A 24,536-nucleotide genomic window follows, 5' to 3' on the forward strand; every position below is an offset into this window, starting at 1 on the left:
ATGGCTTGAGACACCTGTCTTGTAGTGAGTCGACACCGCTTCTTTTCCTGAAATCAGAGGTTATCTATGACCCACTCGGCGCCCCCTGAACTCCTCACGTTTGGGGAAGCCATGACGATGTTCGTGGCCGAATGCCATGGGGAGCTCTCGACGATCGAACGCTTCACGCGGCGCATCGCTGGTGCCGACAACAACGTTGCCATCGGGCTGGCCCGTCTCGGCTTTAAGGTGGGTTGGCTGAGTCGGGTGGGAGAGGATGTCTTCGGCACGTTCATTCGCCGCACCCTGGAGGCCGAAGGCGTGGACTGTCGCCACCTGGGGGTGGACCCGGAACATCCTACGGGGCTGCTGTTCAAGGAACGCGCCCAGGAAGGCACTGACCCAAACGTTACCTATTTCCGGCGTGGCAGTGCGGCCAGCCACCTGTCGCCAGATGATGCGGAGGCTGTCGATATCGCGGCATTGCGTCACTTGCATGCCACCGGTATCCCGCCTGCCCTTTCCGAAAGCGCTCGTGCACTCTCATTCCGCTTCTTCGAGCGCGCCAGGGCCGCAGGTGCGAGCATCTCCTTCGACCCCAACTTGCGGCCTAGACTGTGGGGCAGTGATAAGGAGATGCGCGAGACCCTGAACCGGCTGGCAGTCGGTGCCGACTGGGTCCTGCCGGGCCTGGCCGAGGGCCGGCTCCTCACAGAGCGAGAACACCCTGAGGCTATTGCCGATTTCTATCTATCCCGAGGAGTTAGCGCGGTTATCATCAAGCTGGGCCCAGAGGGCAGCTATTACCGTGGCATCCTGAGCGGTCAGGAGGAAAGCTTCATCGTTGCCGGCTGCCCAGTAGACCGAGTCATTGATACGGTAGGCGCCGGTGATGGATTTGCGGTCGGCGTCATCAGCGCCTTGCTGGATGGCCAAGACCCGCGCAAGGCCTTGTGGCGAGGCAACCTGATTGGCGCTCAGGCTGTTCAGGTGATCGGAGACATGGAGGGGTTGCCGACTTGTGAACGTCTGACGGTCCTGGAAGGCATACTGCCTGATATCTCATGAGCACGCCTACAGGAGGTCATAGGAAAGTTCTTTTCAAAGCGTTTGAATCCCCTCAGGCTTTGTCAAAATCTTCAGTACTGATACTGAGAGCACCTTAGAGCTTCTATCAGAAAACGGAAATGCCCGCTATAGAGCGGGCATTTTTACATGGTGAATGTCGTGTCGTTTCGGCAAGCCTAGGAGGCGTAGGCCCCAGCGGAATAGGTCAGCTCATAGCTGTGGCTGTAGATCTCGAGGATGTTGCCGAACGGGTCTTCCATGTAGATCATGCGGAACGGCTTCTCACCGGGGAAGTATTCACGCACCGGCATGCGCTGCTTGCCGCCGGAGGCGACGATGCGTTCGGCAAGGCCTTCCACGTCAGGGTCCTGGACGCAGAAGTGGAAGATGCCGGTCTTCCAGTACTCGAAGTTGTTCTCCGGTTTTTCCTGGTCCTTGAACTCGAAGAGCTCGACACCGACCCGGTCGCCGGTGGACATGTGGGCGATGCGAAACGAGCCCCAGCCGGGGCCGAAGACGTCGGAGCACATTACACCGATCGCAGAGTCGTCTTCGACGATGGTGGTCGGTTCCATGATCACGTACCAGCCGAGGACCTTAGTGTAGAAGGCGAGGGCGGCCTCGACGTCGGGAACCGAGATGCCGATGTGGGAGAAGGTGCGGGGATAGACCTGGCTCATGGCAAGCACTCCTGTTGGGTCGTGGGCGGTTGTCACGCTGGCCATGCTAGGCGTTGACGATCATAATCAGAACCATCCTGCCGTTATGATGACGACAAGAAATGCTTATGCTACAGCCGCAGTGGCTGCGCACCTTCGAGGCCCTGGTGGAGATTGGCAACTTTACCCGAACCGCCGAGCGCCTGGACCTGACCCAGGCCGCAGTCAGCCAACATATCAAGCACTTGGAGGCGCGGCTCGGGCCTCTGATGCTGCGCCAGTCTCGCAGGCTGGAACTGACCCCAGCGGGCCATGCACTTCTCGGCTACGTGCACGAGATGCAGGCCGCCGACCAGCGCCTGCAGCAGCGGCTGACCGGCGATGACGCGACGCAGGGCGAACTCAGCCTCATTACTCCCGGCAGCATCGGGCTTGCCATCTACCCGCACCTGCTGGCGTTGCAGCACGAGGCCCCGGGGCTTTCTATACGTCATCGCTTTGCCCCGACCGCGGAGGTCATCGATGCCGTGCTCGACAACCGCGCTGAGCTGGGGCTTGTCACTCAACGGCCGGAGGATCCGCGTCTAGCGGTGTCGCTGTTCGCACGAGAAGAGCTGGAGCTGGTGGTACCTGCCAGCGAAAGGGTGCAGGAATGGGATGACCTGGCGCGGCTAGGCTTCATCGATCACCCGGATGGGCACGATATGGCGACGCGGCTGCTGAGCCGCTGGTTCCCGGGGAATCCCGGTGTACGCCATCTGCCCTGTCGCGGCTTCACCAATCAGATCGGGCTGATCCTAGCACCGGTGGCTGAAGGGCTGGGGTTCAGCGTGCTGCCACGCTTCGCCCGAGAGGCGTTCGTGGCCTCCGAGGCGATTCGCGTCGTCGAGGGCTCACCGGAGGTGGTCGATAGCCTGTGGCTGCTGCATCGCGCCGAGTGGCCACTCTCGGCCCGTGCCAATCGAGCCCTCAAATGGCTCAATGCCCGTTTGGTAAGTCCCCAGTCAGGTTAGGGGCTTATGGGCGGCCAGTTGCGGATACGGTGCAGGGTCTTGCCAGGCAAGTCAAAGAATTGGTTTAGGATATTGAGCATTAACTGTCGGGATACTGAATCATTAGTCACGGCTGAATGAAATTTCCCCAGTCCTGCATCATCGACCTCCGTTTCTCGAAGAGGTCGCCGCGGCGATAGGCCGCCTCCACCTTGTTCTCGATGGTGTGAGCCAGCGCCATCTCAGCGACATCACGGGGATAGCTGGTGACCTCGCCCGTCCAATCTCGAAAGCTCGAGCGGAAGCCGTGGGGTACGTAGTTGCCACGTTCGCCACCGACGCCATACCCCATTCCGCGCATCAGCTGCAGCATGGCCATGTTGGAGAGAGGGCGACCATAACGAGCGCCGGGGAATACGTGTGTATTGCCCTGTACCTTCGGCAGCTGGGCCAACAGCTCCACCGCTTGCCGTGACAGCGGCACACGGTGTTCGCGGCGTGCCTTCATCCGGTCAGCTGGGATCGTCCAGGTTTCATTGTCGAGGTCGATCTCCATCCAATCAGCGCGCAGGACCTCTGAAGTGCGCGTAGCTGTGAAGATCAGGAATTGCAGTGCCTTGGAGGAGATGCTGGCATAGCCTTGAAGCTCGGCCATGAAGCTAGCGACATCCTCGTAGGGCATGGCGGGGTGGTGTGTCACCTTCTTGACCCTTGCCGGCTTGGCCAGCAGCTTGTCGAGGTGACCACGCCAGCGGGCAGGATTTACAGGGTCCCGGTAGCTGTGCGCTGCGGCGTAGTCGAGAACGTTCTCAATACGTCCTTGCACACGCTTCGCCGTCTCGGTTTTGCTGGTCCAGATCGGCGACAGGATCCTCAGGACGTCCTGGGTGGTGACCTCATCGACCGGCATGGAACCGATTACCGGTCTGGCATACGCCTTGAGCGTGCTGACCCACTGCCGCGCGTGCTTGGCGTTCCGCCAGCTACGGCGGTGAGATTTGATGTGGCGAGCAGCACAGCTGGTGAAAGAGGGCGTCGCCTCGCCAGCTTGTTCCTGCTCGACGTTGACTTCCATGGGGTCTTGACCGTTCTTGACCAGTTTACGGTGATCCCCAGCACGCTCACGTGCCAAAGCAAGGCTGACGTACGGATAGCTGCCGAGCCCCATGTAGCGCTGCTTGCCCTGTAGCTTGAAGCGATAGATCCAGCTTACAGACCCTCCGGCGGTGATCTGCAGGTATAGCCCCTGGCCATCGCCAGTCATGCCTTTCTTGCCTTCCTTTGCGAGCTTCTGTACCGCCTTGCTGGTGAGCTTGCCCATGAGCTGCCTCCTTGCACCGCTGCGTGATGCCGAGCAGATTAGCACACCCAGACCCACACTTTGACCCACACTCCTGGGCTGGTTTCAGCTTGACTGGATTGGACGTGTTTGGACAAAAAAGAAGGTTAATGCTGAATAATCAGTAGGTTGTAGGTTTGTATTGGAAGTGGTTGGAAGCAATGTATGCGGACTTCCACTCCGCCAAGAAGTTCGAAAAAGCCGCTGAGATCAGCGGCTTTTTCTTTTTCTATACTCCCATAACCCAAACGCAGTGAGTGGCTTTCACTGGCATACACCGGTCCTTTGGCTTGCTGTCTCTCTACTCGGCGGCTTCGATCCTGTAACCGCGTGGCCCCGTTGGCATCGCATCGATGAGTCTCAGGTCGGAAGGTGCCAACTCTCCGGGCACTGGTCGCCGGGGAAGAGTCGCTGGGCGGTATCCGCGTTGCGGCGCTCGGCCAGGCAGTCGCGCCCGGCGCTTAGGCCCTCGAGCAGGCCGTCATCAGGGTGGCGAACGGTGAGCAGGGTGAGGTTGTTCCGGCGCACCACCCGGTAGTCGGCGGAGAGTGCCTCGACCAGCGCCTCGAGCCGACCGGTAGGGCGGTCCAGGCAGAGCGAGACGCGCATGGCGGCGGAGTCGATCATGCTGGCATGCACACCGACCCTTACCAGGTGGCCGAGGATGTCGTGCTGGTGGGCTTCATCCATCAAGGCGAAGTCCCGAGGGTAGAGCGTCAGCAGAATTTGCGCCTCTCGCAGGATAACAATCGGGACGTCGCCGTCATGACGGGGATCGGCGTCGATGGTGCTGCCCGGTGTCCGGGGCGCTTTGAAGGAGCGCACCGTCAGCGGAATCCTCTTGCGCTGCAGGGGAGCCAGGCTCTTGGGATGAATCACCTTGGCCCCATGCCAGGCCAGCTCGATGGTTTCGGCGTAGGAAATGTGCTCCAGCTGAGTTGCATTGTCGAAACGTCGAGGGTCGGCATTGAAGAGCCCCGGCACGTCCTTCCACATCGTGACCCGCTCGGCCTCCAGACAGTGAGCGAGAATCGCCGCGCTGTAATCGGAGCCCCCGCGGCCCAGGGTGGTCGTCTGCCCGTCTTGAGTCCCGCCGAGAAAGCCCTGGGTGACCAGTAGCCGGCAATCGTCCCACGCCAGCTCTCGCAACCGTTCGGTGGTGGCGGCCCAGTCGACGTTGGCCGCCTGGTAACAGTCATCGGTGACAATCAGCCTTCGGGCGTCCTGCCACCGGGTGGCGATGCCGCTCGCCTCGAGCCAGGCGCTCACGATGGTCGTGGACATGAGCTCGCCGAAGCCGATGGTCTGGTCGTAATGGAAGGGACGAGCGTGCTTGGCAAGCGTCCGGTGGTGCTGATCCAGCTCGGCGATCAGCGCTTCCACTCGTTGTGCCACGGGGCTTGCCTTCGAGCCGAACAGCGCGCCGACGATCGCGAGATGGTCGCGCCGCAGGTTCTCGAGTCGTTCGCGGTAGTTGGCCTCATCGTTCCCTCGGGCCGCGTCGAGAAGCGCTTCCAGGGCATTGGTGGTCTTGCCCATGGCGGACAGGACCACGACCAGCGGGCGCCCGGGGAAATCGGCCATCAGGTGGCCAAGGTGGCGGATGTCGTCGGCATCCCGGAGCGAGGCCCCGCCGAATTTGAAGATCTGGGTCATGTCGCACCTGTGCATACTGGTCGAGTCGGGGCGGATGCGACGTTCGAGCCGCAGCCGTCACAGAGACGTTCAGGCCAGCGCCGGGCCCGTCGTCGAACACTCGAGGGGTACCATTTCGAGTGGCATCAGCTGTAGCAGACGCGCGTACTTCTGCAACAGCGCCTTCTGACTGTCGGCGCCGAGAAAGATAACCGCGATCTCGTAGCTGTAACTGTCCTGATCCTTCAGTTCCGAGAGTCTCATCCCCTCCTGGACATGCAATTGTAGCTGGGCACTGGGGAAGTGCTCTTGCAGGCGGCGCCATTCCGCGTGGTCAGGCACCCTCGTCACCCTGGCATTCCCGTACCGTCGCCACATGAACTTCGCGGCCAATCGCCAGGGACCCTGGCGGTGAGGGAAGTCGGGGTGCCGGCCGAGCCCCAGGTCCAGCATCACCTGATGATGGGAGAGGCCGTCGACATGGCGGAACAGCGGGCAATGGGACTTGGAGATCCGGTTGTTGATCTCCAGGAGCTGGATCCGATCCTGGTGGCGGTCCCAGTAGAACTCGATATTGAAGGGCCCGTGATCGAAGCCGATCTCACGGAGAAAGCGGCCGGTGACATCGCACATGCGCTGCTGGACGCGGGCCGGAATGGAAGAGGGGTACTGGTAACGGGAAAAGCACGAGCGGTGCTGGCCCTCGCGAATCGAGTCGACGGCGCCGTAGACCTGCACCTCGCCCCGGTAGGCGTAGCCCTCCAGCGTGCACTGCCTGCCTCGGGAGATGATGCCCTCGGCGATGCAGTGGGCTCCGTCGATCGCGGCGATCTCGGGTGGCAGGTCGGCGAATTCCAATAGGTAGTCGAAGGGCCGGGAAAAGCGAAACACCTTCGCTCTGATCGCCTCGATGGCCCCCTCCAGCTCCCGATCATTGCGCACCATGAAGCCTAGGATGGAGCTGGCGGCCCGTACCGGCTTGATCCAGAAAGGATAATCGAGGTCGATCTGATCCCGATAACGGTCCGAGAAGGGGTTCACCACACAGAAGGGGGGGATGCAGTCCGCAACGACACGCTGTTGCACGAGACGGCTCCAGTACTTGTGCTCGCACTTGAGCACGGCCTCGAACGAAGGCGTTGGCAGGTCGAAGTGGCGACACAGCAGCGGCAGCAGGGTGCTGACGGGGAAATCCCAGTAGCCGACGATGGCATCGATCGGGCCCGGGAAGTGTTCGAGTCGCTCGATCGATTCCTCGTAGAGTCGCCTGACCGGGAATTCGGGTCTGGCCTTGACCTCGTGGTGGCCGAACAGCGAGTGAAAGCGGTAGTCGGCGGCGGCTGGCAGCGCCCGCATCTCCGCCAGGTTGAAGTCATCAAGGCCCAGGACAAAGATGTTCTTCGTCATCGCAGTTCCCAGCCGGTGGCCCTTAGCACGGTCATCGCGGGAGGCGGCGGTTGCCCGGGGCGTCTCGGGGAAGTCATAAGCATCGCGCCATGGCGATCACGCCCTGGCTCATCAATCTAGGTAAGGGCTCATTGTCAGTATCAGGGTCGGGAGCGTGAGCACGGCCGCGACCCAGAAACGTCGGGAAATATCGACCAGCTCGGGATTCGGCCCTTCATCGCCGACTGCCTCCGATTCCAGCTCCAGCCCCATACCGCACAGTGGGCAGGCACCGGGAGTGGTCTGTCGCACCTCGGGGTGCATGGGGCAGGTGTAGACGCGCCGGTATGCCCGGCGGGCACCTTGTCGTACTTGCTGCCGCCGCGAAGCGGTTCGCTTCCCGCATGGGCGGTGCCATGACGTCTATGCAGCGTCGTCAACTCCGCAGATCGTGCCTGCGTTGCTCGTATTCCTCGCGGTCGATCTCGCCGCGGGCGTAGCGTTCTTGCAGAAGGTCCAGTGCCGTTGGCCGCTGTTGAGAAATGGCCTCCCCCCTGCCTCGGCTCAGGCCACGCACCAGCAAAACGGCCAAGGCAATGACGGCGCCCCAGAACACCACCATCATGAGCCCGCCGAAGAGCATATGCCCCCAGCCGTAACTCCCCATATACGCCATCATGTCGCCCCACATGGTCGGATCTCCTTTTGTGTTGAGTCACCCTGATGTCAGGATAAAACCTGTGGGTAGCACAAGGGTAAAGATAAGATAGAGATGAAAGCATGCGGTTCTTGATCCCGGTCAGCTTTCGGCCTCTTTGGTGGAATGGAATCAACGCCCCAGGCGTGGGTTGATATGTGAATACAGTAGGTTAGTGAACCCCCGGCTCATCGTGGGGGTTGCGAGAGGTATCCGCTAGCTTCCGCCACTGCCCCCAGCGAGGAATGAACATCGGTACTCGACGCTGATAGGTGCGATAGGCGTCACGAACCGGGCCAGCATCTGCCGTTTCTCGCGATGGGCCAGCCAGGTACAGGCAAGCACGATCACCGGAAACAGGCCAACCGAGAATAGCGTCGGCCAATGCACCACGCCTTCGCCGAACAAGGCGATGAACAACCCCCTGTATTGGGGATGCCGTACCAGGGCATAGAGTCCACTGGTCACCAGGGCTATCGTCGCCATGCTTGCTCCTGCCATGGCGATGCCCCATGCCGTGGGCACCACAGCCAAAGCGCATCATCAAGAAGAGGATCGCTGCCCAAAGCAGGAAGTCAAACAGTGCATTCATAAGTGCCTCATCGTGACATCCGCTAAGCCATAACCGGCACGAGGGGCGCGGTCGTGCCTGCGAATATGCATGCTCTTCTCTTGGCGGGAATCGCTTCACAGGCACAGGTGCCCCCCATGTCGGCGCCTGAGACGATGTGGGGCGGGGCATGAATGCCTATAGCGCGTCTATGTCTGGAATCGCAGGGCTAGGGAAACGGGGTTGACTTAGACCCTGAAGCGTTGAGTCAAAAGGTAGACTGCAACCGGCGATGGGGCGGGAAGGGCACTTGGCGTGCCGCAGGCAGTGATAAACCGAGGTGCCATGACGGGAAGCGCCATGGCTAATTCGTGGCGACATGGCTGCTGGGCCGCCATCGCGCCCACCACCTGGGCCTGAGCCAGGACGACATCGGTGACTTGATCTTCTACGGGGCATTGGGCGTGGTACTTGGCGGAGGCCTGGGCTATGTCCTCTTCTATGGCATGGAACAGTTCCTGGCCAACCCGCTCTGGCTGTTCAGGCTCTGGGAGGGAGGCATGAGTTTCCATGGCGGCCTGACCGGTGTCCTGGTCGCTGCCCTGCTGTTTGCCCGCAGGCACCGTCTCGGTTTTTTCCAGCTCACCGACTTCATCGCGCCGATGGTGCCGATCGGTCTGGGGGCCGGGCGTCTCGGTAACTTCATCAACCATGAACTGCCGGGGCGGATCAGCGACCTCCCCTGGGCCATGGCGTTCCCCCACATGGGATCGGCGCCACGCAACCCCTCGGCGCTCTACGAATTTGCCCTGGAAGGCGTGGTGCTGTTTGCGGTGCTCTGGTGGCTGTCGCGGCGGCTGGGGCGCCAGACGACTGGCCCAAGGGCCACTACCCGCTGCCCGAGCGGGGCGACCTCATCGGGCAGGACGATACCGTCGAAGCGGGTGCCGAGGAGACGCTGCTCGACCTCGCCCGCGAGCATAATCTGGGGTACGAGGAGATTCGTCGCGCCAATCCCGATGTCAGCGTCTGGATGCCCGGGGAGGGCACCGAGGTGGTGATCCCGGCGCAGCGCCTGCCGCCGCCGGTGCCCCGCGAGGGCATCGTGATCAACCTCGCCGAACTCCGCCGCTACTACTACCCGGAGGTGGAGGAGGGGGGCACCGCGTGTCGAGACCTATCCCATCGGCATCGGTCGTGATGGCTTCGACACTCCGCTCGGCAATACCGAGACCACCATGCGCATCGAGAACCCTGCCTGGTACCCGCCCGAGTCGGTGCGTCAGGAAGCGGTGGCGCGCGGTGAGGAGGCCCCCGCGGTGGTCCCCCCGGTGCCGGACAACCCCCTCGGCGACGACGCGATCCTGCTCGGCTTCGATGGCTATCTGATCCACGGCACCAACCGGCCGGACGGCATCGGCATGCGTGCCAGCCGAGGCTGCATCCGCATGTTCCCCGAGGACATCGAATCACTCTTCGCACGGGTCCCCGGCGGCACCCAGGTCAACATCATCGATCAACCGATCAAGACCGGCTGGCACGCGGGCATGCCCTATGTGCAGGCCTACCAGCCGCTGGAAGTACAGGAGAACGGCATGGCGCAACTGCTGGAGGCATTGATGTTGCTGGGTCAGTCTGCCGATGGAGAATCCATGGCCCTCGACTATCAACAGCTGCGCGGCGTGCTGGATGTGCCCGATGGCCAGGTCATCGCCATCCGACCGGTGCCGGAACCCGAACCCGTGGTGGCCGATACGGAGAGCGAGACCGGCAGCATCAACGAACACCTGGGGGGCCAGCAGGGCTTTCTCGAAGCCCCTGAAGTGTGACGCCCCGGCAGCGAACTGCCGCCAATCGTAGGACGGTTGGTTCTCTTAACCGGCGGCCATGGCCTTCAGCAACGTGTTGGGCGAGCCTGGCGCGGTAACATGGAGCATGCCGCGAATGTCGCCGCGGTGAACGGCGAGGCACCTGAGACGTCTCAGGTGCCTCTACGCAAGCGGGCCGTTCGGTGCCGTCAGCCGATCGTGGCCAGGGCCGGGAACCAGTCCACCAGGATGCTGGAGAGCCGAGTCAGTGTGCCCGAGACGATCAGCAACCCCATGAGGATAAGGATCACGCCGGCGACCGGTCGGGCATAGGCACTCCACTTGCCGAGATGACCCCGGTAGTGGCTGAACTTGTTGAGCAGCAGGGTGCTGGCCAGGAAGGGCAGCGCCAGGCCCAGGGAGTAGGTCGCCAGGTAGAGCATGCCGGCCTGGGCGTTGGCGGTGGTCGAGGTGGCCATCAGGATCGCCCCCAGGATCGGGCCGATGCAGGGCGTCCAGCCGATGGCGAAGGAGATGCCGAAGAAAGTCGCCGCCATGGGGGAGCCTCCTCTCAGCTCCGGCGACCACTGAAAGCTGCGCTGCAGGACGGGCAGTCGGAACACGCCCGTCATGAACAGGCCGAGCACGATGACGATGCTGCCGGTGATCCAGTTAAGCTCCTGGCGGTAGCCGCGAAGGAGCTGGCCGATACTGGTGACGCCCAGGCCCATCAGGATGAAGACCACGCTGAAGCCGAAGACGAAGAAGCTGCTGAGCAGCAACGCCTCGAAGCGCCGGTCCGTCTTGCCGGCACTGCCGCCGGTGACCACCGAGAGATAGGCGGGCAGCAATGGCAGGGTGCAGGGCGAGAAGAACGATAGCAGCCCGCCGAAGAGGGCGCCGATCAGGCCGATAGAGGAGAGCGTTTCCACGGGGACAGTCTACCTGAAGTGTATGGATGTCTGGCCGTTGGCCGCCGGGGGCCGGCCAGGGAGGCATGGACGGTGCCTGCTGGCCGGGCCATGCCTAGAGGTCCCGGGCGCGATTGGCCTGCTGGACGAGCCGCATCGCCTCGTGCTCCTCCATCTTCAGCAACTGCTGGATCAAGGTGCGTGCCTCGGGAATCTCGGCGCGGCCTTCCAGATAACGATACAGCTCGATGGCCTGATCATGGAAGGCGAACACCTCACGACAGATCTCGTCGAAACCCATTTCGGCGTAGGGCAGGTCACACTCCCGATGGGCAGAGATGGGGGTGTGGGACAGGTAGTCATAGACCCAGGTATGCAGAGCCTTCGGGTCGGCCTGCCGTTCGAAGCTTGCCACGGTGCTTTCCAGGCTCGCCTCATGGGCGGCAAGGTACTGAAGCAATGCCCTGGCACGGGGCTCCTCCTGCCGGTCGGCGCAGTGCCGCAGGCACTTGGCCAGGAAGCCATGGAGCTCCCGGGTCCAGTCGATGAGATCCTGGAAGGTTTCGACATGCATACTGCGTCCTCGTGGTTCAAGGGAAGATGCCTGCCCTCAAGGACAGGATATCGGTAATGATGGTGGCGTGTCTCCGCGCGAGTTTCGGTGTCGAGCGGATAACGGTTCCAGCTGGCTCAGCGCATGGTATGCCTCACTTCAATCGGCTGGCCGTTGGGTAACCCGGGAGGCGAGAACGGCTACCGGGAGGCCTCCCACGGCGGAGAAGCTGTGGAAGGCGTCCGAGAGCACGGCAATGGAGCCGGTCCAGAGGCCGATGCCCAGCTCGATCACGGTCAACCAGGCCGAGATGGCCATGCCACGCCCCTTCAGGGGCAGATGGCCCGCATGAGCGTGGCCTGTCGTGGCACTTTTCAAGGCCGCCTCCTGTCACATGCCACAGTCTGGTGAGACCTCGCGCCACCGCCGCCCGGGAATTGGCGCGCTAGCTGAAGCGTGCCTTGGGGGTGCTGCGGGTTCACCGGGAGCGCGAATCGCTGAGCGATATCTGGTGACCGATGCCCTCCAGTTCCACCGCCTGGAGTACCTCGAGGGAATCTGGGTCGAGGATCCACATCCGGGGCTCTTCCCGGCTGGTAACCAGCACCCGACCATCGGTGGGCGCCACGGCGAGATGGTAGGGGGCCGGCGCCAGCTCGGCGGCATGCCGTGCGCCATCCTCGAGGGATATCCTGACGAGGCGGTTATCGCCCTGACTCGTCACATAGAGTCTCCGGCCATCCGGGCTCAGGTCGATGCCGTGAGGCGCCGTGCCGATCTCATAATCGTCCGCCACACTGCCTGTCGTCAGATCCACCGCCAGGACGCTTCCCCCGGCATCATCGTTGACGTAGAGGGTTTTGCCGTCCTTCGAGAGCACCATGTGTTCGGGGTTCCCGCCGACGCGGATATTGCGTTGCACGAACCAGTGCTGGGGATCGACCTCGCTGATGGTGCCGTTACCGGCGTTGCTGACCAGTATGCTACCCCCCTCCTCGTGCTGAACCAGGTAGTTCGGGTTCGGCCCCGTGGCCAAGGAGGCGATCACCTGGCCGCTTTCCAGCGACACCACGCTGATGCCTCCGCCGGTGGGATGGGTCGAGACCGCATGGCTTCCATCGCGTGTAACCAGCACATGATGCACGGGCCCTGGCACCTCCAGTGTCCTGATGATTCGGCTCGTGGCCGTGTCGGCGACGTAAAGCAGGCCGGTACTCGCGGCCTTCGTGGAAGCTGTGCCGCCGTCGCCATGATGGGAGGCGTGCTCGTCTTCCGTCACCCCCTCGGGACGAGCGATCTCGCTACCGGCATCATGAGGGGAAAGGCTCCCCACGATGAGTTGTCGTCCGTCAGGCGTAAGGGCGGAGCCGTGTGTATTGATCGTATCGACTACGGTCGATACCACCTCCTGATGCTCCAGGTCGATGATGGCTACGGCATCTGCCGTCCCCATCGGCACGAATGCTCGGTCGCTCGCCGCCATGCCGGTCGTCGAGGCTCCGAGGGCGATGCCGGCAATGAGACTAGCCAGCCAAGGTCTGTGCAGAGAGTTCTTCATGAGATGCATGTCCTCGGTGTTGAGGTGTCGCAGGGGCATGGGTGACCGCCGGCAGACGGTCGGGATGTCTTGGAGATCGTCAAGGAGACCGTGACCGTCGGGAGACGCAGCGACCACGGGGGCTCCTCATGCGGCGCATCGATGTGGAGCTAGTGATCATCTTCGGTTGCCTGTTCATGCTCTCCCTCGGGCATATGGTCACCCATGGCCTCATGCGCGTCGCCGTGGGCATGCTCGCGGGGAGCTTCGCTTGGCTGGAGCTGATGGGGGTGGCGCATGTTCAGTGCCTCCGGGGGTTCAAGCGTGACTCGGATGAAGGGACTCCCTACTGCTTGATGACAGGCGTTGCAGACCTGGACCGTCTGCTCGAGCGCCTGGCCGAACATTTCCCGGTCATTATCCTCGATGTATTCCGCGAGTTTGTTCAGAGGTCCCGACATGTAGTTGTCGAGCAGGGCGCCGTTCTGGGGATCGAAGCGCTGCATCCGCTCGATGATCTGTTGCATCGTCAATAATTCGTGATTGGCCACGGCCCAGTCGCCGGCATCGCCGGCTCGGTGCATGACATGAAAACGCTCGGCGAAATCCGGCATGATCATGATCATGTCGGGCTGCAGTCTCTCCAGGCTCGCCTCGACTCTGGCCAGCTCTTCCTCGAGAGTGGCGACGCGCTGCTCGAGGGGCTTTGGCTCGGAAGACGCCGACGAGGATGTCTCACCAGTCTCCTGTCGAGCGGGATCATGATCCTCGTTCGCCACGGTGGCGACTGGAAGGAAGAGCATCACCAGCAATATGGTCATGTCGAGCCGATGGCCCCGATCGTTTGTCATTGTCCTGTCCTCTCCGGTGCAGTGCCCGGGCACTGTCCAGGCCCAGGTGCGGGGTATAAGCGTCTAGAAAGATCAAGCGCACAAATGCTGCTAGTGTCGCCGATTGGGCTTATCGGACAGGGGGGCTCAGGGACGCAGGCGCTGCGTCAGCAGGAAGAGAGGAAGACAGGCAGTATGGCCTGGACGAGATGGCTTGATGGATACCGTCGTGATCGGACGAGGGCAGGGGAGCGTGATGCTGATGGCGGGACCACTATCGCCTTGGGGCTCCTGGCGCTTGCCGTGGGCCAGCCTCCAGCCCGAGGCGACAGGGCCTTCATCGTGCTGGCAGTGATGGTCGCTTCGCTCCCCGACATCGGCCACGGTCGTGGCGGGAACGTTGTGCCGGACGACGCCGGCCGGGTCTATCGGCTCCATGGCAGCCAGGGTGTGCCCGCTCAGCAGCACGGCCAAGAGTACTGCCAACCCCACCAACGCGACCCTGATCCCCTTCAGGGACAGGAGAGGTCGGACATGGGGCGATGTGGAGCGCTGATACATGGATGGCAATTCCTGAGGCAAGAAGCAAGATGCCACCTTCAACAATAGACCACGGGCATGACTTCCGGCTTGACCCCTGTCAATCTGGCATCACCCGGGTGACGTTCGGTGACAAGCCACACTGCCTCGATCTCGCCTACGAAGCCTCACGCCATTGCCTCGACTGCATCGAGGTATCCTGACAGTCATGGGCACGAGATATGCCACGACTGGTGGATGCCCTTCAAGGAAGGGAAAGAGCGCTTTGTCGATCAGATTATCCAGAACCAGGCCTGCCATGAGCCCTGGCGCTGTCATGGCGGTCCATCCGGAACGGTAGGACGAACACCGTCTGACCGGCGCCGGGGTCGGCGTGAGCCCGCACAGGTGTATCGATGTCACCGTGTCTCACTGGCGCCGAAAAATGACCCATGCTGCACCATAGAGCGGGAGACCGATCAGGACCAGTGCCAGCATATGTGGCCAGAGAATGTCGACCCCCGTGCCCTTGAGGAATATCCCCAGGGTGATGTCCAGGTAATGGCGCAGCGGGCTGACCAGCGATAGCTCCTGGAGCAGGCGCGGCATGCTCTCCACCGGCACGATGGTCCCCGACAGGAACATCAGCGGAAAGAGCCCGAAGAAGGTCAACAACAGGGCCTGCTGTAACGTGCGGGAGATGGCAGCGACGAGGACGCCGAGGCCGATGGCGCTGATCAGGAACAGGGCGGTGAGGGCAAAGAACAGCGGCAGGCTACCTCGCACGGGAACGCCGAACCAGCCGACCAGCGCGAGGCTCGGGAACAATGCCGCCAGCCCGACCAGCAGGGTCGGTACCGTCTTGGCGACGAACAGCTCACCGGTGCTCACGGGCGTGACCATCAGCTGCTCGATGGTACCGGCTTCCTTCTCACGCACGATCGATGCCGCCGGGTGGGCGACGCCGACCATCAGTCCCGCCAGGGCGATCATCGATAGCACCACGAAACTGACGTTGGTCACAGCCGGGTTGTACCAGATGCGCAGCTGGGGGGGCACCCGCGGCGTCGGCGAATCGGACAAGGCCGCCCATTGACGCTGGAACGCTTCCACCGTCTGCAGCGCATAGCCCCGAGCGACGGCGGCGGTATTGGCATTGCTGCCATCCACCAGCAACTGCAGTCGCTGCTCGTCGCCTTCGAGCAGATGGCCGGCGAAACCGTTGCCGATCACCAGCACCGCGCGTGCCTGGCCGCGCTCCAGGTATTCTGCCGCGGTCGACGCCTCATTCAGCTGTGCCACCAGGCGGAAGTTGCCGCTCTCGGTGAAGGCCCGGACCAGGCTGCGGCTTGCCGGGGAGTGGTCGGCATCGGCGACCACCAGGGGCAGGTCGTGCATGTCGAGTGCCAGGGCATAGGCGCAGATGATGACCTCGACGGTGTAGAGCCAGAGGATCAGGAACAGCACCACGCGGTCCCGTGTAAACTGAATCCACTCCTTGTGCAGCAGGCTCAGCAGTCGCATCAGGCCACCTTCTTCTTGAGCCGCCAGGCGGCCAGCGCGAGGATCAGCAGGGTATAGACGGCCACGACGGCGATGCTGGGCCAGAGTATCTCGACCCCGACCCCCTTCAGAACCACGCCTCGCGCGATATCGACGAAGTAGCGGCCGGGAAAGAGCAGCGTGTAAAGCTGCAGCAGGTAGGGCATGGTGAAGATCGGGAACAGCATGCCGGAGAACAGGAAGGAGGGCATCAGGGTGATGATCAGCACGGCCAGCATTGCCACCAGCTGCGTACGGGTCACCGCCGAGACCAGCAACCCGATGCCCAGGGTGCAGAGCACGTACAGCAGGGAGACCGCCAGCAGCACGCCAGGGCTGCCGTGAAACGGGACCCCGAACCACAGCAGTCCTGCGATGATCACCATGGCCATCTGTACACAGGCGATGGCGCCATATGGCACCAGCTTGCCGCACAGAAACTCGGCAGCCGACAGCGGTGAGGCATAGATCTGCTGGATGGTGCCGGTTTCCTTCTCCCGCACCAGGGCGAGCGCTGTGAGCAGCGGCGGGAAGGCCATCAGGATGACGGCATAGAGGGCGGGCACCACGGTGTGCACGCTGCTCAGGGAGGGGTTGAACCAGACGCGGGTGTCCAGGGACAGCAGCGAGGCAGGGCTATCTCGACCAAAGCCCCGGGTCACAGCCAGCGCGCGTTGGCTGACGAGGGTGGCGGTGGCCGAATAACTGCCGTCCACCAGCAGCTGCACCGGACTCGCCTCCCCACGGGCCAGTCGGCGCTGGAAGCCAGCGGGAATGACCAGTACCAGCCGAGCCTCGCCGCCTTGCAATGTGCTCTCCACCTCATGGTAGTGGCGAAGCCGGGCCGTCAGACGGAAAGCGTCGCTGGCGGTGAAGGCCTGTTGCAGCTGGCGACTGGCGGGGCTGTGATCCTCGTCCAGTACGCCCAGCGCGATGTCGTCGACATCGAGGGTGATGGCATAGCCGAACAGCAAGAGCAGGACCAGGGGCATCATCAGGGCCACGCCGAGCGTGATCGGATCCCGAAGCACTTCGCGGGTTTCCTTGGTCGCCACGGCGGCGATGCGTTTTGCTTTCATGATGCTCGCCTCTGCTCGCGCTCGATCCCGGCCATGAACACCGCCTCCATGCCGGCATCGTGCGGCAGGCCCAGTGTCACGCGCAGTTGGTCCGGGGTGTCGAGGGCGATCAGTCGGCCCTGGTGCATCAGCCCCAGCCGGTGGCAGTAGTTGGCCTCCTCCAGATAATGGGTCGTGACGAACACGGTCATGCCCTGCCCGGCCAGGGTCAGGATCAGATGCCAGAAGTGCTGGCGGCTGAGGGGGTCGATGCCCGAGGTGGGTTCGTCCAGGAACAGCACCGCCGGGCCATGCAGGATGCTGCAGGCCAGGGCCAGGCGTTGACGCACCGCTGCCGACAAGGCATCGACGCGCTGCTCTTCCAGTCCTGTGAGGTGGGTCATGTGGCTGGCCCAGTCGATGGCCAGGCGACGCTGACGGCCCGCAAGCCCATAGATGCCGGCGAAGAACCTCAGGTTCTCGGCGACCGAGAGGTCCGGATAAAGCGAGAAATGCTGCGACATGTAGCCGAGACGTCGGCGGAGCTGACCCACCTGCTCGGTCACCGACAGCTCGCCGACCCAGGCCCGGCCGACGCTGGGCTTCTGCAGGCCACACAAGACCCGGATCAGGGTGGTCTTGCCGGCACCGTTGGGGCCCAGCCAGCCGATCACCTCGCCTGGTGGCACGCGAAGGGACACCTCGTGCACGGCCATGACGTCACCGAAATGGACACCCAGCCGTTCGGCGCGGACTTCCACGCCGGTCGCGGCGAAGGCCGGCGGCATCGGCGGGGGCAAGACGGCCGGCGCCGAAAGGGGCGACAGGGCGATGAACGCTTCCTCCAGGGTCGGCTCGACCGCAACGAGGTGGCCAAGCCCATCGAGCCGGGCCAGGGCATCTACTGGCACGTCTTGGTCGGGGGCAAGCTGGATGCGCAGCCGGTTTGCCAGACGTTGCAGGCTCGAGATGCCGGGCCACGACCTGACGAGAGCCTCCGTCTCGTCGAGATGTGACGTCGCCAGCTGGTAGATGTGGCCGGTTACGCGCCGACGCAATCTGGCCGGTGTGTCGAGCGCCACCAGCTGGCCGTCGTGGAGAAACCCCAATCGGTCGCAGTGCTCGGCTTCATCCATGTAGGGCGTGCTGATGACCACCGTGTTGCCCTCATCCCGGTGACGGCGCAGCAGACGCCAGAGATCACGGCGAGAGAGGGGATCGACGCCCAGGCTGAGTTCATCGAGTAACAGCAATGCCGGTGCGTGGATGAGTGCCGCGCACAGCGACAGCTTCTTGCGCATGCCGCCGGAGAGCTGCCCCGCCCGTCGATGCCGGGCATTCTCGAGGCCGGCCATGGTCAGCAGCTCCTCACTGCGCAGGCGAAAGTCTGACGCGGCGACGTCACGGATGCGGGCAGCGAACTGCAGGTTCTCGATTACGCTGAGTCGGTCATAGAGGGAAAATGCTTGAGTCATGTAACCGACACGCGCATTGACCTCTTCGGCGCCGTGGCGGGTATCGAAACCGAATACCGTGAGTTGCCCCTCGCTGGGGTCGAGGATCGCCGCCAGCAATTGCATCAGGGTGGTCTTGCCGGCCCCGTCGGGCCCCAGCAGGCCGAAGATCTCCCCGTCCCTCACTTCCAGGTCGATATCCGCCAGGACCCGGCGTCCGGCGAAGCGGCGCCCCACGCCGTCGGCACGAATCACCGTCGTCATGGCGGCACGACCAGGGTGGCGGGCCAGGGGGCCTCGTTCTGCCAGCGAATCCAGGCATCGGCCGGCATGCCGGGCTTGAGGATGCCGTTGGGGTTGGCAACCTGCAGGGTCACGCCGAACACGGTGCGAGCGCGTTCCCGCGGCAGGTGGACGTCGCGCGGGGTGAACTGGGCCTGGCTGTCGATGGCCGTGACCTCCGCCTCGAAGTAGCGGTCGGGGAAGGCATCGACCCGCACCCGGGCGGGAGCGCGGAGGCGCACCTTGCCGAGCGAGCGCTCGTCGATGTAGAGCTTGAGTCGCGGGCGGGCCAGGTCGACCAGGACGGCCACGGTCTGTCCCGGGGTGACCACCTCGCCGACCTCGATGGCCTTGGTCAGCACCGTGGCCTCGAGGGGGCTGCGCAGCACGGTCTTGTCGCGCTGGTTGGCCAGCTGGGCGCGCTGCTGCTGGAGGGCCTCGTGGTGGGCGATGGCCTCGGCCCGCTGGGCTTCCAGGATATCGACCTCGCCCTGCGCCTCACGTAGCCGGTCTTCGCTGCGCTCCAGCTGCTGCTGGGGGAGACTGCCGCCCCGGCGCAGCCGGCGGGATCGTTCCAGCTCGGTTTCGGCGTTGGCGAGATGGTGGCGTGCCGTGTCGAGCATGACCTCGACCCGCGTCACGGCGTGTTCGGCGGCGGCCAGGCGGGCCGCCAGCTCGGCTTCCTCCAGTCGCAGCAGACTGTCGTCGAGGCGTATCAGCTCGCTGCCCTTGTCGACCGGCTGGCCCTCGCGCAGCCGGCTGTCAACCACCCGGCCTGATAGCTCGGCGGCAAGTCGGACTTCGGTGGCCTCGATACGGCCGCTGGCATACAGAATGCCTCGAGGCGGGGACGGCGGTTGCCAGCCCAGAAACGCCAGATAGCCGCCGGTGGCGAGTAGTACCAAGGCCACCAATGTCCATCGTGTCTGGTTCATCATCCTTCCTACCGGTCTCCCCGAGAGGCCGCGACATGGCAGATGGCGCATGACCCGATCATGAGGGCGTCTCGCATGCCACCCGCGGTCTCGCCTGGTCGGCGTCAATCGACGGGATGGCCCGCCTCGCAGTTGCCCCGATCTTCATAACGTGTGCATCCCGCTCTGGTCATGGCCTGATGTACCGATACGGCGCAGGTGGTGCGGAGCGGCGTGCGGCTGGCGTCGTGCATCCAGCCCAAGCCGAGCATGGCCAGGATCACGGCACCTATCAGCATGCCGACCGGTGCGATAGTCGTCCCGGTGACCAGCATCAGCCAGCTGGCCAGCATCGGCGTCAGGCCTCCGACGATGCCCAGACCGACATTGAACACGATCGAATAGCCGCTCAGCCGGTCGTCTTCCGGAAATAGCTCCGTGAACAGGGCGGGGGCGGCGCCGAGCGGCACGGCCAGGATAGCCCCCATGACGAGCTGGCCAACGATCATGGCCGTGAGGCTGCCGGTGCGCATCCAGACCAGGCTCAGGCTGCCGGCGATGCCCAGGCTCAGGAAAGCGGCCAGCAACAGGGGAGACCGCCGGATCCAGCGGTCCGACACCCAGCCGGCAATCGGTATGAGCGGCAACAGGAGGGTCATTGTCAGGGTGTTGGCCCGCATGGCTGTCCCCAGGGAGATATCGGTCACTTCCTCGAGCCAGGTCGGCAGGTAGACCAGGACAAGGTAGAACACCGCTCCATAGCCGGAAGCGAACAGGCCCCCCTGAACCATCTGGGCGCGATTACAGTGAAAGGCCTCCCTGATGGGAGAGTTGGGGCAGCGTGCCGCCTCGTAGCGGGCAAACTGCGGTGATTCCGGAAGATCCTTGCGCAGCAATAGGGCAACCCCGCCCAGCACCCCTCCCAGCAGGAACGGCAGTCGCCACCCCCAGGCCTCCAGGACAGTTTGCGTCATGATGCTGGTGGTCACGGCGGCGGCGGCCGATCCCAGCAGCATGCCGATCAGGCTGCCCATGTTGGCCCAGCTCCCCGCCAGTCCCCGGCGATGGGAAGGGGCGGTTTCGACCAGGTAGGTCACGGAGGTGGCGAATTCGCCACCCACCGACAGGCCCTGGATCATTCGGATCGCCGTCAGCAACACTGGCGCGGCGATGCCGATGGAAGCATGGCTGGGCAGCAGTCCCAGCAGGAGGGTGGGAAGCGCCATCATGGCGACGGAAAGCACCAGGGTGCGGCTGCGTCCGATGGTGTCGCCCAGCCAACCGAACAGCACGGAGCCCAGCGGGCGCATGACAAAGCCCACCGCGAAGACCCCATAGGCCGCGATTAGCGAGATCAATGGATCCTCGGTGGGAAAGAACACTCTGGAAAGTATCGAGGCCATGAAGCCATACAGGGCAAAATCGTACCATTCCAGCACGTTGCCGATGATGCCGGCGGCCACGGTCATACTCCCCTGACCCTGTCCCAGATGAAACAGCATGCGCTCGCTCCTGCCCGTGCCCTGCCTGACCTTCTCCGGGCATCAGTTGAGACATTCGACAATTCGATAGCGGTTGTCAGTCGATCGGATCGGTGCCTTGCTTCAGTTACATTGATCGAGGGGGCGACGGCCCATCGTCCATCGCTGGGCGTCATCGACTCGTCGTGTCCGATGGCCGGCGGTAAGCCCCCTGAAATGCCATCTCGCACAGGCTGTCGCGCAACGTCCCGGCAATCGTCAATGCTGTAGTGATCGACTCGCTGAAGCGCGCCTCCCACTGACGGTAGGGGTTGTCGCGCTCGAGCGGCCGGCGCTGTTCTTCTGCCTGCTCGGCCAGCCACCTCACGCCCGCCATCCAGGGAGAGAAGCGTTCCGAGAACAGCAGCCGACTGGTGCGTGCCGGATGCAGCTGGCGCAGCGTCTCCGCCGTCCAGGGAGTGACCGCCAGGCGGACCCAGGGCCCGAGGAAGGTCTCATAGAGGGCCACGTTGTGCTCGGAGAGCGCTCGCACCCGGTCGAAGGCCGGCGTGTGACTCGGATAGTTCAGGTCTTCCACGCGGCGCTCCTCGAAGTGGACCCGGAACTGCGGCCTGTGACAGTCGGGGTCGCCGGTGGGATTGTCGATGCACAGCTCATAGAGGCCGGGTGCCAGATCGTCGATGTCCTCGAGGCTCTCGAGAATCGCCCGATGCTCGAGGCGCGCGACCCTGGAGGAGACGAAGAGCCCCAGATGGCCGACATGGGGGTTGAGCAGGTAGATGATGCGCTGACCGGCGGCCTTGAGCGCTTCCGTGTCCGGATAGACCGTCGGAATCCAGTCGAGTGCCTGGTGGGGCGGAGTGATGTTGTCGCCACTGGAGGCGAAGATCACCAGCGGATTGCGGATACGCTTGAGGTCGATGGTGCAGCCTGGGCAGACCCGCAGTTCGCCGCGCTCGAGCTTGTTGCCGACGAACAGGTTCTCGACGATGGCGGTGATCTCTTCCTTGCTCAGCGTGTAGAAGCCTGTCCACCAGCGCTCGAAGTCGAGGAAGCGTTCGCGCTGTCCCGCGACATCCGCGAACAACTGGTAGTCTTTCTGCCACAGGGTATTGGCCGGCTTGAGAGCCTCGAAGTTGGCGACCAGGTGGGCACCGTCGAAGCGGCCGTCGCCCAGGTCGGCGAGCAGGTGGGTGAGCCAGGCGCCGCCCAGCAGGCCACCGGCCAGACGCATGGGGTTGACGCCGGATTCGCCCGACCAGTAGGAGAGCGGCGAGCCGTTGAGCACTGCCGGTCCCACCAGGCCCTTGCAGTCGGCGGAGAGCAGGGCAATCGCCCAGCCCGCCTGGCAGTTGCCGTAGAGTACCGGCGGCTGGCCGGGATGCCGCTCGGTGACCGTCTCGACGAAGCGACGCAGGACGTGCAGCACGTCGTCCAGTGTCTGGCCGGGCAGGGGGGCCGGGAAGAAGATCACGAAGTAGACCTGATGGCCCTCGTGAAGCGCCATGCCCACCTCGGAGTCGCGCTTGAAGCCGCCGATGCCCGGGCCGTGACCGGCACGGGGGTCGACGATCATGACCGGCGGCTTGCTCGTGTCGAGGCAATCCTCCAGGCAGTCATCGCCGACCCGGATGATCCGCAGCAGGGCGTAGTTGGCCGGCCGCGCCAGTCGACGGCCATCGAGGATTGTCTCGTAGTCGAAGTCGAGCAGCGGAGGCTTGCCGGCCCGCTCATGCTCGAGCATGTTCTCTGCGCGCTGGCGCAGGGTATCCAGGTAGAGCACGCTGCGTTGCCACAGGTCGAGCTGATAGGCCGCCAGGCCCATGGTCGATGCCGGCGAAGGCAGGTAGGCGAGAGGCTCTGTCCCGTCCCTCTCAGGCGTGGTCGTCTGGTATGGCTGGTGCTCGATCGCTTCTCTCTCGGGGGGATCTACCATCATGGAGCCGTGTCTCCCGTCGTCGGCCAGCGGGATGAGACCGGTAGATGCGGCCCCATCGAAGGCGAATGTCGTCTGTGGGCCTGTCACATCGGTCGGCCGCGCTGACTGCTCAGCCGCAGGCGCGGCAGGAAGCGCGGGGTTCGTGCCGCATACGCCTGCCAGGCCTCGCCAAACCGGCGTGCCATCTCGCGTTCTTCGTGAATCGCCAGGCGCGAGTACATCCACACCAGCACCGGAAACATGGCCAGGGTCAACAGGGTAGGCCACTGCAGCAGAAAGCCGGTCATCACCAGCACGAAGCTGGCATATTGCGGATGCCGTACATAGGCATAGGGGCCGGTCGTCGCCAACAGGCCACTGCGCTGGGCCGCGTAGAGCACCCGCCAGCCCGCCGCGATGAGGGCGAACCCCGCGACGATGAACAGCATGCTCAGGACGTGGAAGGGGCCGAAGTGCGGGTTGGCCTGCCACCCGAACAGCATCTCCAGCAGGTGCCCGGCGTCGTGGCTGAACCAGTCCACCTGCGGGTAGCGTGACTGCAGCCAGCCGGACAGGAAGTAGAGGGTCAACGGGAAGCCGTACATCTCGGTGAACAGCGCTACCAGGAACGCGCTGAAGGCCCCGAATGAGCGCCAGTCACGGCGGGTCTGGGGCCTGAAGAAGGTGAAGGCGAAGAAGATGAAGATCGCCGAATTGAGCAGCACCAGCCCCCACAGGCCGTAAGCGGGTACCGGCTCAGTCATCCGGACCGTCTCCCGGCTTGCCAGGGCCCTTGTGGCCTCCATGGCCACCGTGCATGAACAGGTGCATTAGCGGGCAGGCCAGCACGACCAGCCAGGGCAGCGCGCCGAGCAGGTGTACCTTATGCTCCTCCCAGAGCAGGAAGACCATCACCGCCAGGGCAATCGCCACCATGAGCCAGAAGGTGCCCTTGCTCGGCCGTCGATCCAGCCAACCCTTTTCGTCATTCATGGTCAGATCCTCGTGTGTCGTAAACGCAGGACACCTGCCACCACCGACACCGAGCCATATGACAGGGCTGCGGCGGCGATGGTGGTAGCCATCAATGGCAGCTCCACGGCTCCTTGTTGGCATTGTCCTTGATGTTCTGGTCGATGAACCGGTAGTGGTCTTCCTTGAAACGCGTCCACCAGCCGTGGCTGATCTCGATGGCGTGCCGGGCGAGGATTGCCTCGATTTGGTCGATGCACAGCCGCGACGCATCATAGGCCATGCTGAGCCTGTTCTTGTCGGTGTCATAGGTGACGCGTTCGAGGCCGTACAGCGCATCGATCTCGCCCATGGCGAGGCGCAAAGCATCCGGATCGCAGGGCTCGAGCTTCAGTTTGCGAGTCACCAGAGTGACCTCGGAGACGCCGAGACGGTGCTGTTTCTTTGACATA

Annotated in this window: 24 protein-coding genes and 2 pseudogenes; 5 read left to right on the plus strand and 21 right to left on the minus strand. The window is 63.6% G+C overall.

Annotated features, from left to right (window positions below):
• Positions 1 to 66 precede the first annotated feature (66 nt).
• Entirely contained in the window at positions 67 to 1,047 is a 981-nt protein-coding gene (locus tag EKG36_RS17125; RefSeq protein WP_126486326.1) for a sugar kinase, read from the plus strand.
• A 176-nt stretch (positions 1,048 to 1,223) separates the two neighbouring features.
• Here the strand turns inward: EKG36_RS17125 and EKG36_RS17130 are convergent, their stop codons facing one another.
• Positions 1,224 to 1,727: a lactoylglutathione lyase family protein gene (locus EKG36_RS17130; RefSeq protein WP_126486328.1), complete on the minus strand. Its 504-nt coding sequence runs from the start codon at positions 1,725 to 1,727 to the stop codon at positions 1,224 to 1,226.
• A 107-nt stretch (positions 1,728 to 1,834) separates the two neighbouring features.
• On the opposite strand from EKG36_RS17130, the gene EKG36_RS17135 reads away from it, so the two are divergent.
• The gene (locus EKG36_RS17135; RefSeq protein ID WP_126486330.1) at positions 1,835 to 2,719 is read left to right on the plus strand and encodes a LysR family transcriptional regulator; all 885 of its coding nucleotides are present in this window, start codon (positions 1,835 to 1,837) and stop codon (positions 2,717 to 2,719) included.
• A 106-nt stretch (positions 2,720 to 2,825) separates the two neighbouring features.
• On the opposite strand, the gene EKG36_RS17140 is transcribed toward EKG36_RS17135, so the two are convergent.
• The 6 genes and pseudogenes from EKG36_RS17140 to EKG36_RS17165 form a co-directional block, all read right to left on the minus strand.
• Positions 2,826 to 4,019, minus strand: a complete 1,194-nt coding sequence (locus EKG36_RS17140) for a tyrosine-type recombinase/integrase (protein WP_126486332.1) — start codon at positions 4,017 to 4,019, stop codon at positions 2,826 to 2,828.
• A 378-nt stretch (positions 4,020 to 4,397) separates the two neighbouring features.
• Positions 4,398 to 5,693: an aspartate kinase gene (locus tag EKG36_RS17145; RefSeq protein ID WP_185827595.1), complete on the minus strand. Its 1,296-nt coding sequence runs from the start codon at positions 5,691 to 5,693 to the stop codon at positions 4,398 to 4,400.
• 69 nt (positions 5,694 to 5,762) lie between these two features.
• A complete protein-coding gene (locus tag EKG36_RS17150) occupies positions 5,763 to 7,079 on the minus strand; it encodes an ATP-grasp domain-containing protein (RefSeq protein WP_126486336.1) in 1,317 nt (438 codons plus the stop codon).
• Positions 7,080 to 7,190: 111 nt separating this feature from the next.
• Positions 7,191 to 7,388: pseudogene (locus tag EKG36_RS21125) on the minus strand (heavy metal-binding domain-containing protein); the annotation flags it as partial.
• 106 nt (positions 7,389 to 7,494) lie between these two features.
• On the minus strand, positions 7,495 to 7,749 hold the full coding sequence (locus EKG36_RS17160) for an SHOCT domain-containing protein (protein WP_126486338.1): 255 nt from the start codon (positions 7,747 to 7,749) through the stop codon (positions 7,495 to 7,497).
• 222 nt (positions 7,750 to 7,971) lie between these two features.
• On the minus strand, positions 7,972 to 8,241 hold the full coding sequence (locus tag EKG36_RS17165; RefSeq protein WP_246007549.1) for a methyltransferase family protein: 270 nt from the start codon (positions 8,239 to 8,241) through the stop codon (positions 7,972 to 7,974).
• A 432-nt stretch (positions 8,242 to 8,673) separates the two neighbouring features.
• Between EKG36_RS17165 and lgt the strand changes: the two are divergent.
• The 3 genes and pseudogenes from lgt to EKG36_RS21040 all read left to right on the plus strand — a co-directional run.
• Positions 8,674 to 9,162, plus strand: a pseudogene (gene lgt / locus EKG36_RS17175) (prolipoprotein diacylglyceryl transferase); the annotation flags it as partial.
• Positions 9,147 to 9,506, plus strand: a complete 360-nt coding sequence (locus tag EKG36_RS21035; RefSeq protein ID WP_342774455.1) for a L,D-transpeptidase family protein — start codon at positions 9,147 to 9,149, stop codon at positions 9,504 to 9,506. The pseudogene lgt and the gene EKG36_RS21035, both read left to right, overlap by 16 nt.
• Entirely contained in the window at positions 9,496 to 10,134 is a 639-nt protein-coding gene (locus EKG36_RS21040) for a L,D-transpeptidase (protein WP_342774457.1), read from the plus strand. The genes EKG36_RS21035 and EKG36_RS21040 overlap by 11 nt, the downstream gene beginning before the upstream one ends.
• A gap of 188 nt (positions 10,135 to 10,322) precedes the next feature.
• Here the strand turns inward: EKG36_RS21040 and EKG36_RS17185 are convergent, their stop codons facing one another.
• The 14 genes from EKG36_RS17185 to EKG36_RS17250 all read right to left on the minus strand — a co-directional run bounded on the left by EKG36_RS17185 (position 10,323) and on the right by EKG36_RS17250 (position 24,535).
• Complete coding sequence (locus EKG36_RS17185; RefSeq protein ID WP_126486340.1) at positions 10,323 to 11,045, minus strand: cytochrome c biogenesis CcdA family protein; 723 nt, start codon at positions 11,043 to 11,045, stop codon at positions 10,323 to 10,325.
• A gap of 94 nt (positions 11,046 to 11,139) precedes the next feature.
• Positions 11,140 to 11,598, minus strand: a complete 459-nt coding sequence (locus tag EKG36_RS17190) for an ATPase (RefSeq protein ID WP_126486342.1) — start codon at positions 11,596 to 11,598, stop codon at positions 11,140 to 11,142.
• Between the two features lie 138 nt (positions 11,599 to 11,736).
• The gene (locus EKG36_RS17195) at positions 11,737 to 11,955 is read right to left on the minus strand and encodes a cation efflux transmembrane domain-containing protein (protein WP_221766114.1); all 219 of its coding nucleotides are present in this window, start codon (positions 11,953 to 11,955) and stop codon (positions 11,737 to 11,739) included.
• Positions 11,956 to 12,055: 100 nt separating this feature from the next.
• Positions 12,056 to 13,135 (minus strand): YncE family protein, encoded by a 1,080-nt coding sequence (locus tag EKG36_RS17200; RefSeq protein ID WP_126486344.1) that lies wholly within the window; start codon positions 13,133 to 13,135, stop codon positions 12,056 to 12,058.
• A 149-nt stretch (positions 13,136 to 13,284) separates the two neighbouring features.
• Entirely contained in the window at positions 13,285 to 13,926 is a 642-nt protein-coding gene (locus tag EKG36_RS17205; RefSeq protein ID WP_126486346.1) for a hypothetical protein, read from the minus strand.
• Between the two features lie 966 nt (positions 13,927 to 14,892).
• The gene (locus EKG36_RS17210) at positions 14,893 to 15,987 is read right to left on the minus strand and encodes an ABC transporter permease (protein ID WP_126486348.1); all 1,095 of its coding nucleotides are present in this window, start codon (positions 15,985 to 15,987) and stop codon (positions 14,893 to 14,895) included.
• Positions 15,987 to 17,084, minus strand: a complete 1,098-nt coding sequence (locus EKG36_RS17215) for an ABC transporter permease (protein ID WP_126486350.1) — start codon at positions 17,082 to 17,084, stop codon at positions 15,987 to 15,989. The genes EKG36_RS17210 and EKG36_RS17215 overlap by 1 nt, the downstream gene beginning before the upstream one ends.
• Positions 17,081 to 18,781, minus strand: a complete 1,701-nt coding sequence (locus tag EKG36_RS17220) for an ATP-binding cassette domain-containing protein (RefSeq protein WP_126486352.1) — start codon at positions 18,779 to 18,781, stop codon at positions 17,081 to 17,083. The genes EKG36_RS17215 and EKG36_RS17220 overlap by 4 nt, the downstream gene beginning before the upstream one ends.
• Positions 18,778 to 19,734 (minus strand): HlyD family secretion protein, encoded by a 957-nt coding sequence (locus EKG36_RS17225; RefSeq protein ID WP_185827596.1) that lies wholly within the window; start codon positions 19,732 to 19,734, stop codon positions 18,778 to 18,780. The genes EKG36_RS17220 and EKG36_RS17225 overlap by 4 nt, the downstream gene beginning before the upstream one ends.
• 104 nt (positions 19,735 to 19,838) lie before the next feature.
• The gene (locus tag EKG36_RS17230) at positions 19,839 to 21,215 is read right to left on the minus strand and encodes an MFS transporter (RefSeq protein ID WP_246007550.1); all 1,377 of its coding nucleotides are present in this window, start codon (positions 21,213 to 21,215) and stop codon (positions 19,839 to 19,841) included.
• Between the two features lie 151 nt (positions 21,216 to 21,366).
• Positions 21,367 to 23,133: a DUF3141 domain-containing protein gene (locus tag EKG36_RS17235; protein WP_126486356.1), complete on the minus strand. Its 1,767-nt coding sequence runs from the start codon at positions 23,131 to 23,133 to the stop codon at positions 21,367 to 21,369.
• 83 nt (positions 23,134 to 23,216) lie between these two features.
• Positions 23,217 to 23,876 carry a methyltransferase family protein gene (locus EKG36_RS17240; protein WP_126486358.1) on the minus strand — a complete coding sequence of 220 codons (660 nt, stop codon included), beginning with the start codon at positions 23,874 to 23,876 and terminating at the stop codon, positions 23,217 to 23,219.
• Positions 23,869 to 24,105 (minus strand): DUF2933 domain-containing protein, encoded by a 237-nt coding sequence (locus EKG36_RS17245; RefSeq protein ID WP_126486360.1) that lies wholly within the window; start codon positions 24,103 to 24,105, stop codon positions 23,869 to 23,871. The genes EKG36_RS17240 and EKG36_RS17245 overlap by 8 nt, the downstream gene beginning before the upstream one ends.
• Positions 24,106 to 24,196: 91 nt before the next feature.
• Entirely contained in the window at positions 24,197 to 24,535 is a 339-nt protein-coding gene (locus EKG36_RS17250) for a cation transporter (protein ID WP_126486362.1), read from the minus strand.
• Position 24,536 lies beyond the last annotated feature (1 nt).

It is taken from the genome of Halomonas nitroreducens (assembly GCF_003966155.1).
Lineage (GTDB): Bacteria > Pseudomonadota > Gammaproteobacteria > Pseudomonadales > Halomonadaceae > Halomonas > Halomonas nitroreducens.

What these genes read in the sequence shown, in the direction of transcription:
- EKG36_RS17125 (WP_126486326.1), top strand. Translation starts at nt 67, where the DNA reads ATGACCCACTCGGCGCCCCCTGAACTCCTCACGTTTGGGGAAGCCATG.
- EKG36_RS17130 (WP_126486328.1), bottom strand. Translation starts at nt 1,727, where the DNA reads ATGAGCCAGGTCTATCCCCGCACCTTCTCCCACATCGGCATCTCGGTT.
- EKG36_RS17135 (WP_126486330.1), top strand. Translation starts at nt 1,835, where the DNA reads ATGCTACAGCCGCAGTGGCTGCGCACCTTCGAGGCCCTGGTGGAGATT.
- EKG36_RS17140 (WP_126486332.1), bottom strand. Translation starts at nt 4,019, where the DNA reads ATGGGCAAGCTCACCAGCAAGGCGGTACAGAAGCTCGCAAAGGAAGGC.
- EKG36_RS17145 (WP_185827595.1), bottom strand. Translation starts at nt 5,693, where the DNA reads ATGACCCAGATCTTCAAATTCGGCGGGGCCTCGCTCCGGGATGCCGAC.
- EKG36_RS17150 (WP_126486336.1), bottom strand. Translation starts at nt 7,079, where the DNA reads ATGACGAAGAACATCTTTGTCCTGGGCCTTGATGACTTCAACCTGGCG.
- EKG36_RS17160 (WP_126486338.1), bottom strand. Translation starts at nt 7,749, where the DNA reads ATGTGGGGCGACATGATGGCGTATATGGGGAGTTACGGCTGGGGGCAT.
- EKG36_RS17165 (WP_246007549.1), bottom strand. Translation starts at nt 8,241, where the DNA reads ATGGCGACGATAGCCCTGGTGACCAGTGGACTCTATGCCCTGGTACGG.
- EKG36_RS17190 (WP_126486342.1), bottom strand. Translation starts at nt 11,598, where the DNA reads ATGCATGTCGAAACCTTCCAGGATCTCATCGACTGGACCCGGGAGCTC.
- EKG36_RS17200 (WP_126486344.1), bottom strand. Translation starts at nt 13,135, where the DNA reads ATGAAGAACTCTCTGCACAGACCTTGGCTGGCTAGTCTCATTGCCGGC.
- EKG36_RS17210 (WP_126486348.1), bottom strand. Translation starts at nt 15,987, where the DNA reads ATGCGACTGCTGAGCCTGCTGCACAAGGAGTGGATTCAGTTTACACGG.
- EKG36_RS17215 (WP_126486350.1), bottom strand. Translation starts at nt 17,084, where the DNA reads ATGAAAGCAAAACGCATCGCCGCCGTGGCGACCAAGGAAACCCGCGAA.
- EKG36_RS17220 (WP_126486352.1), bottom strand. Translation starts at nt 18,781, where the DNA reads ATGACGACGGTGATTCGTGCCGACGGCGTGGGGCGCCGCTTCGCCGGA.
- EKG36_RS17225 (WP_185827596.1), bottom strand. Translation starts at nt 19,734, where the DNA reads ATGAACCAGACACGATGGACATTGGTGGCCTTGGTACTACTCGCCACC.
- EKG36_RS17230 (WP_246007550.1), bottom strand. Translation starts at nt 21,215, where the DNA reads ATGCTGTTTCATCTGGGACAGGGTCAGGGGAGTATGACCGTGGCCGCC.
- EKG36_RS17235 (WP_126486356.1), bottom strand. Translation starts at nt 23,133, where the DNA reads ATGATGGTAGATCCCCCCGAGAGAGAAGCGATCGAGCACCAGCCATAC.
- EKG36_RS17240 (WP_126486358.1), bottom strand. Translation starts at nt 23,876, where the DNA reads ATGACTGAGCCGGTACCCGCTTACGGCCTGTGGGGGCTGGTGCTGCTC.
- EKG36_RS17245 (WP_126486360.1), bottom strand. Translation starts at nt 24,105, where the DNA reads ATGAATGACGAAAAGGGTTGGCTGGATCGACGGCCGAGCAAGGGCACC.
- EKG36_RS17250 (WP_126486362.1), bottom strand. Translation starts at nt 24,535, where the DNA reads ATGTCAAAGAAACAGCACCGTCTCGGCGTCTCCGAGGTCACTCTGGTG.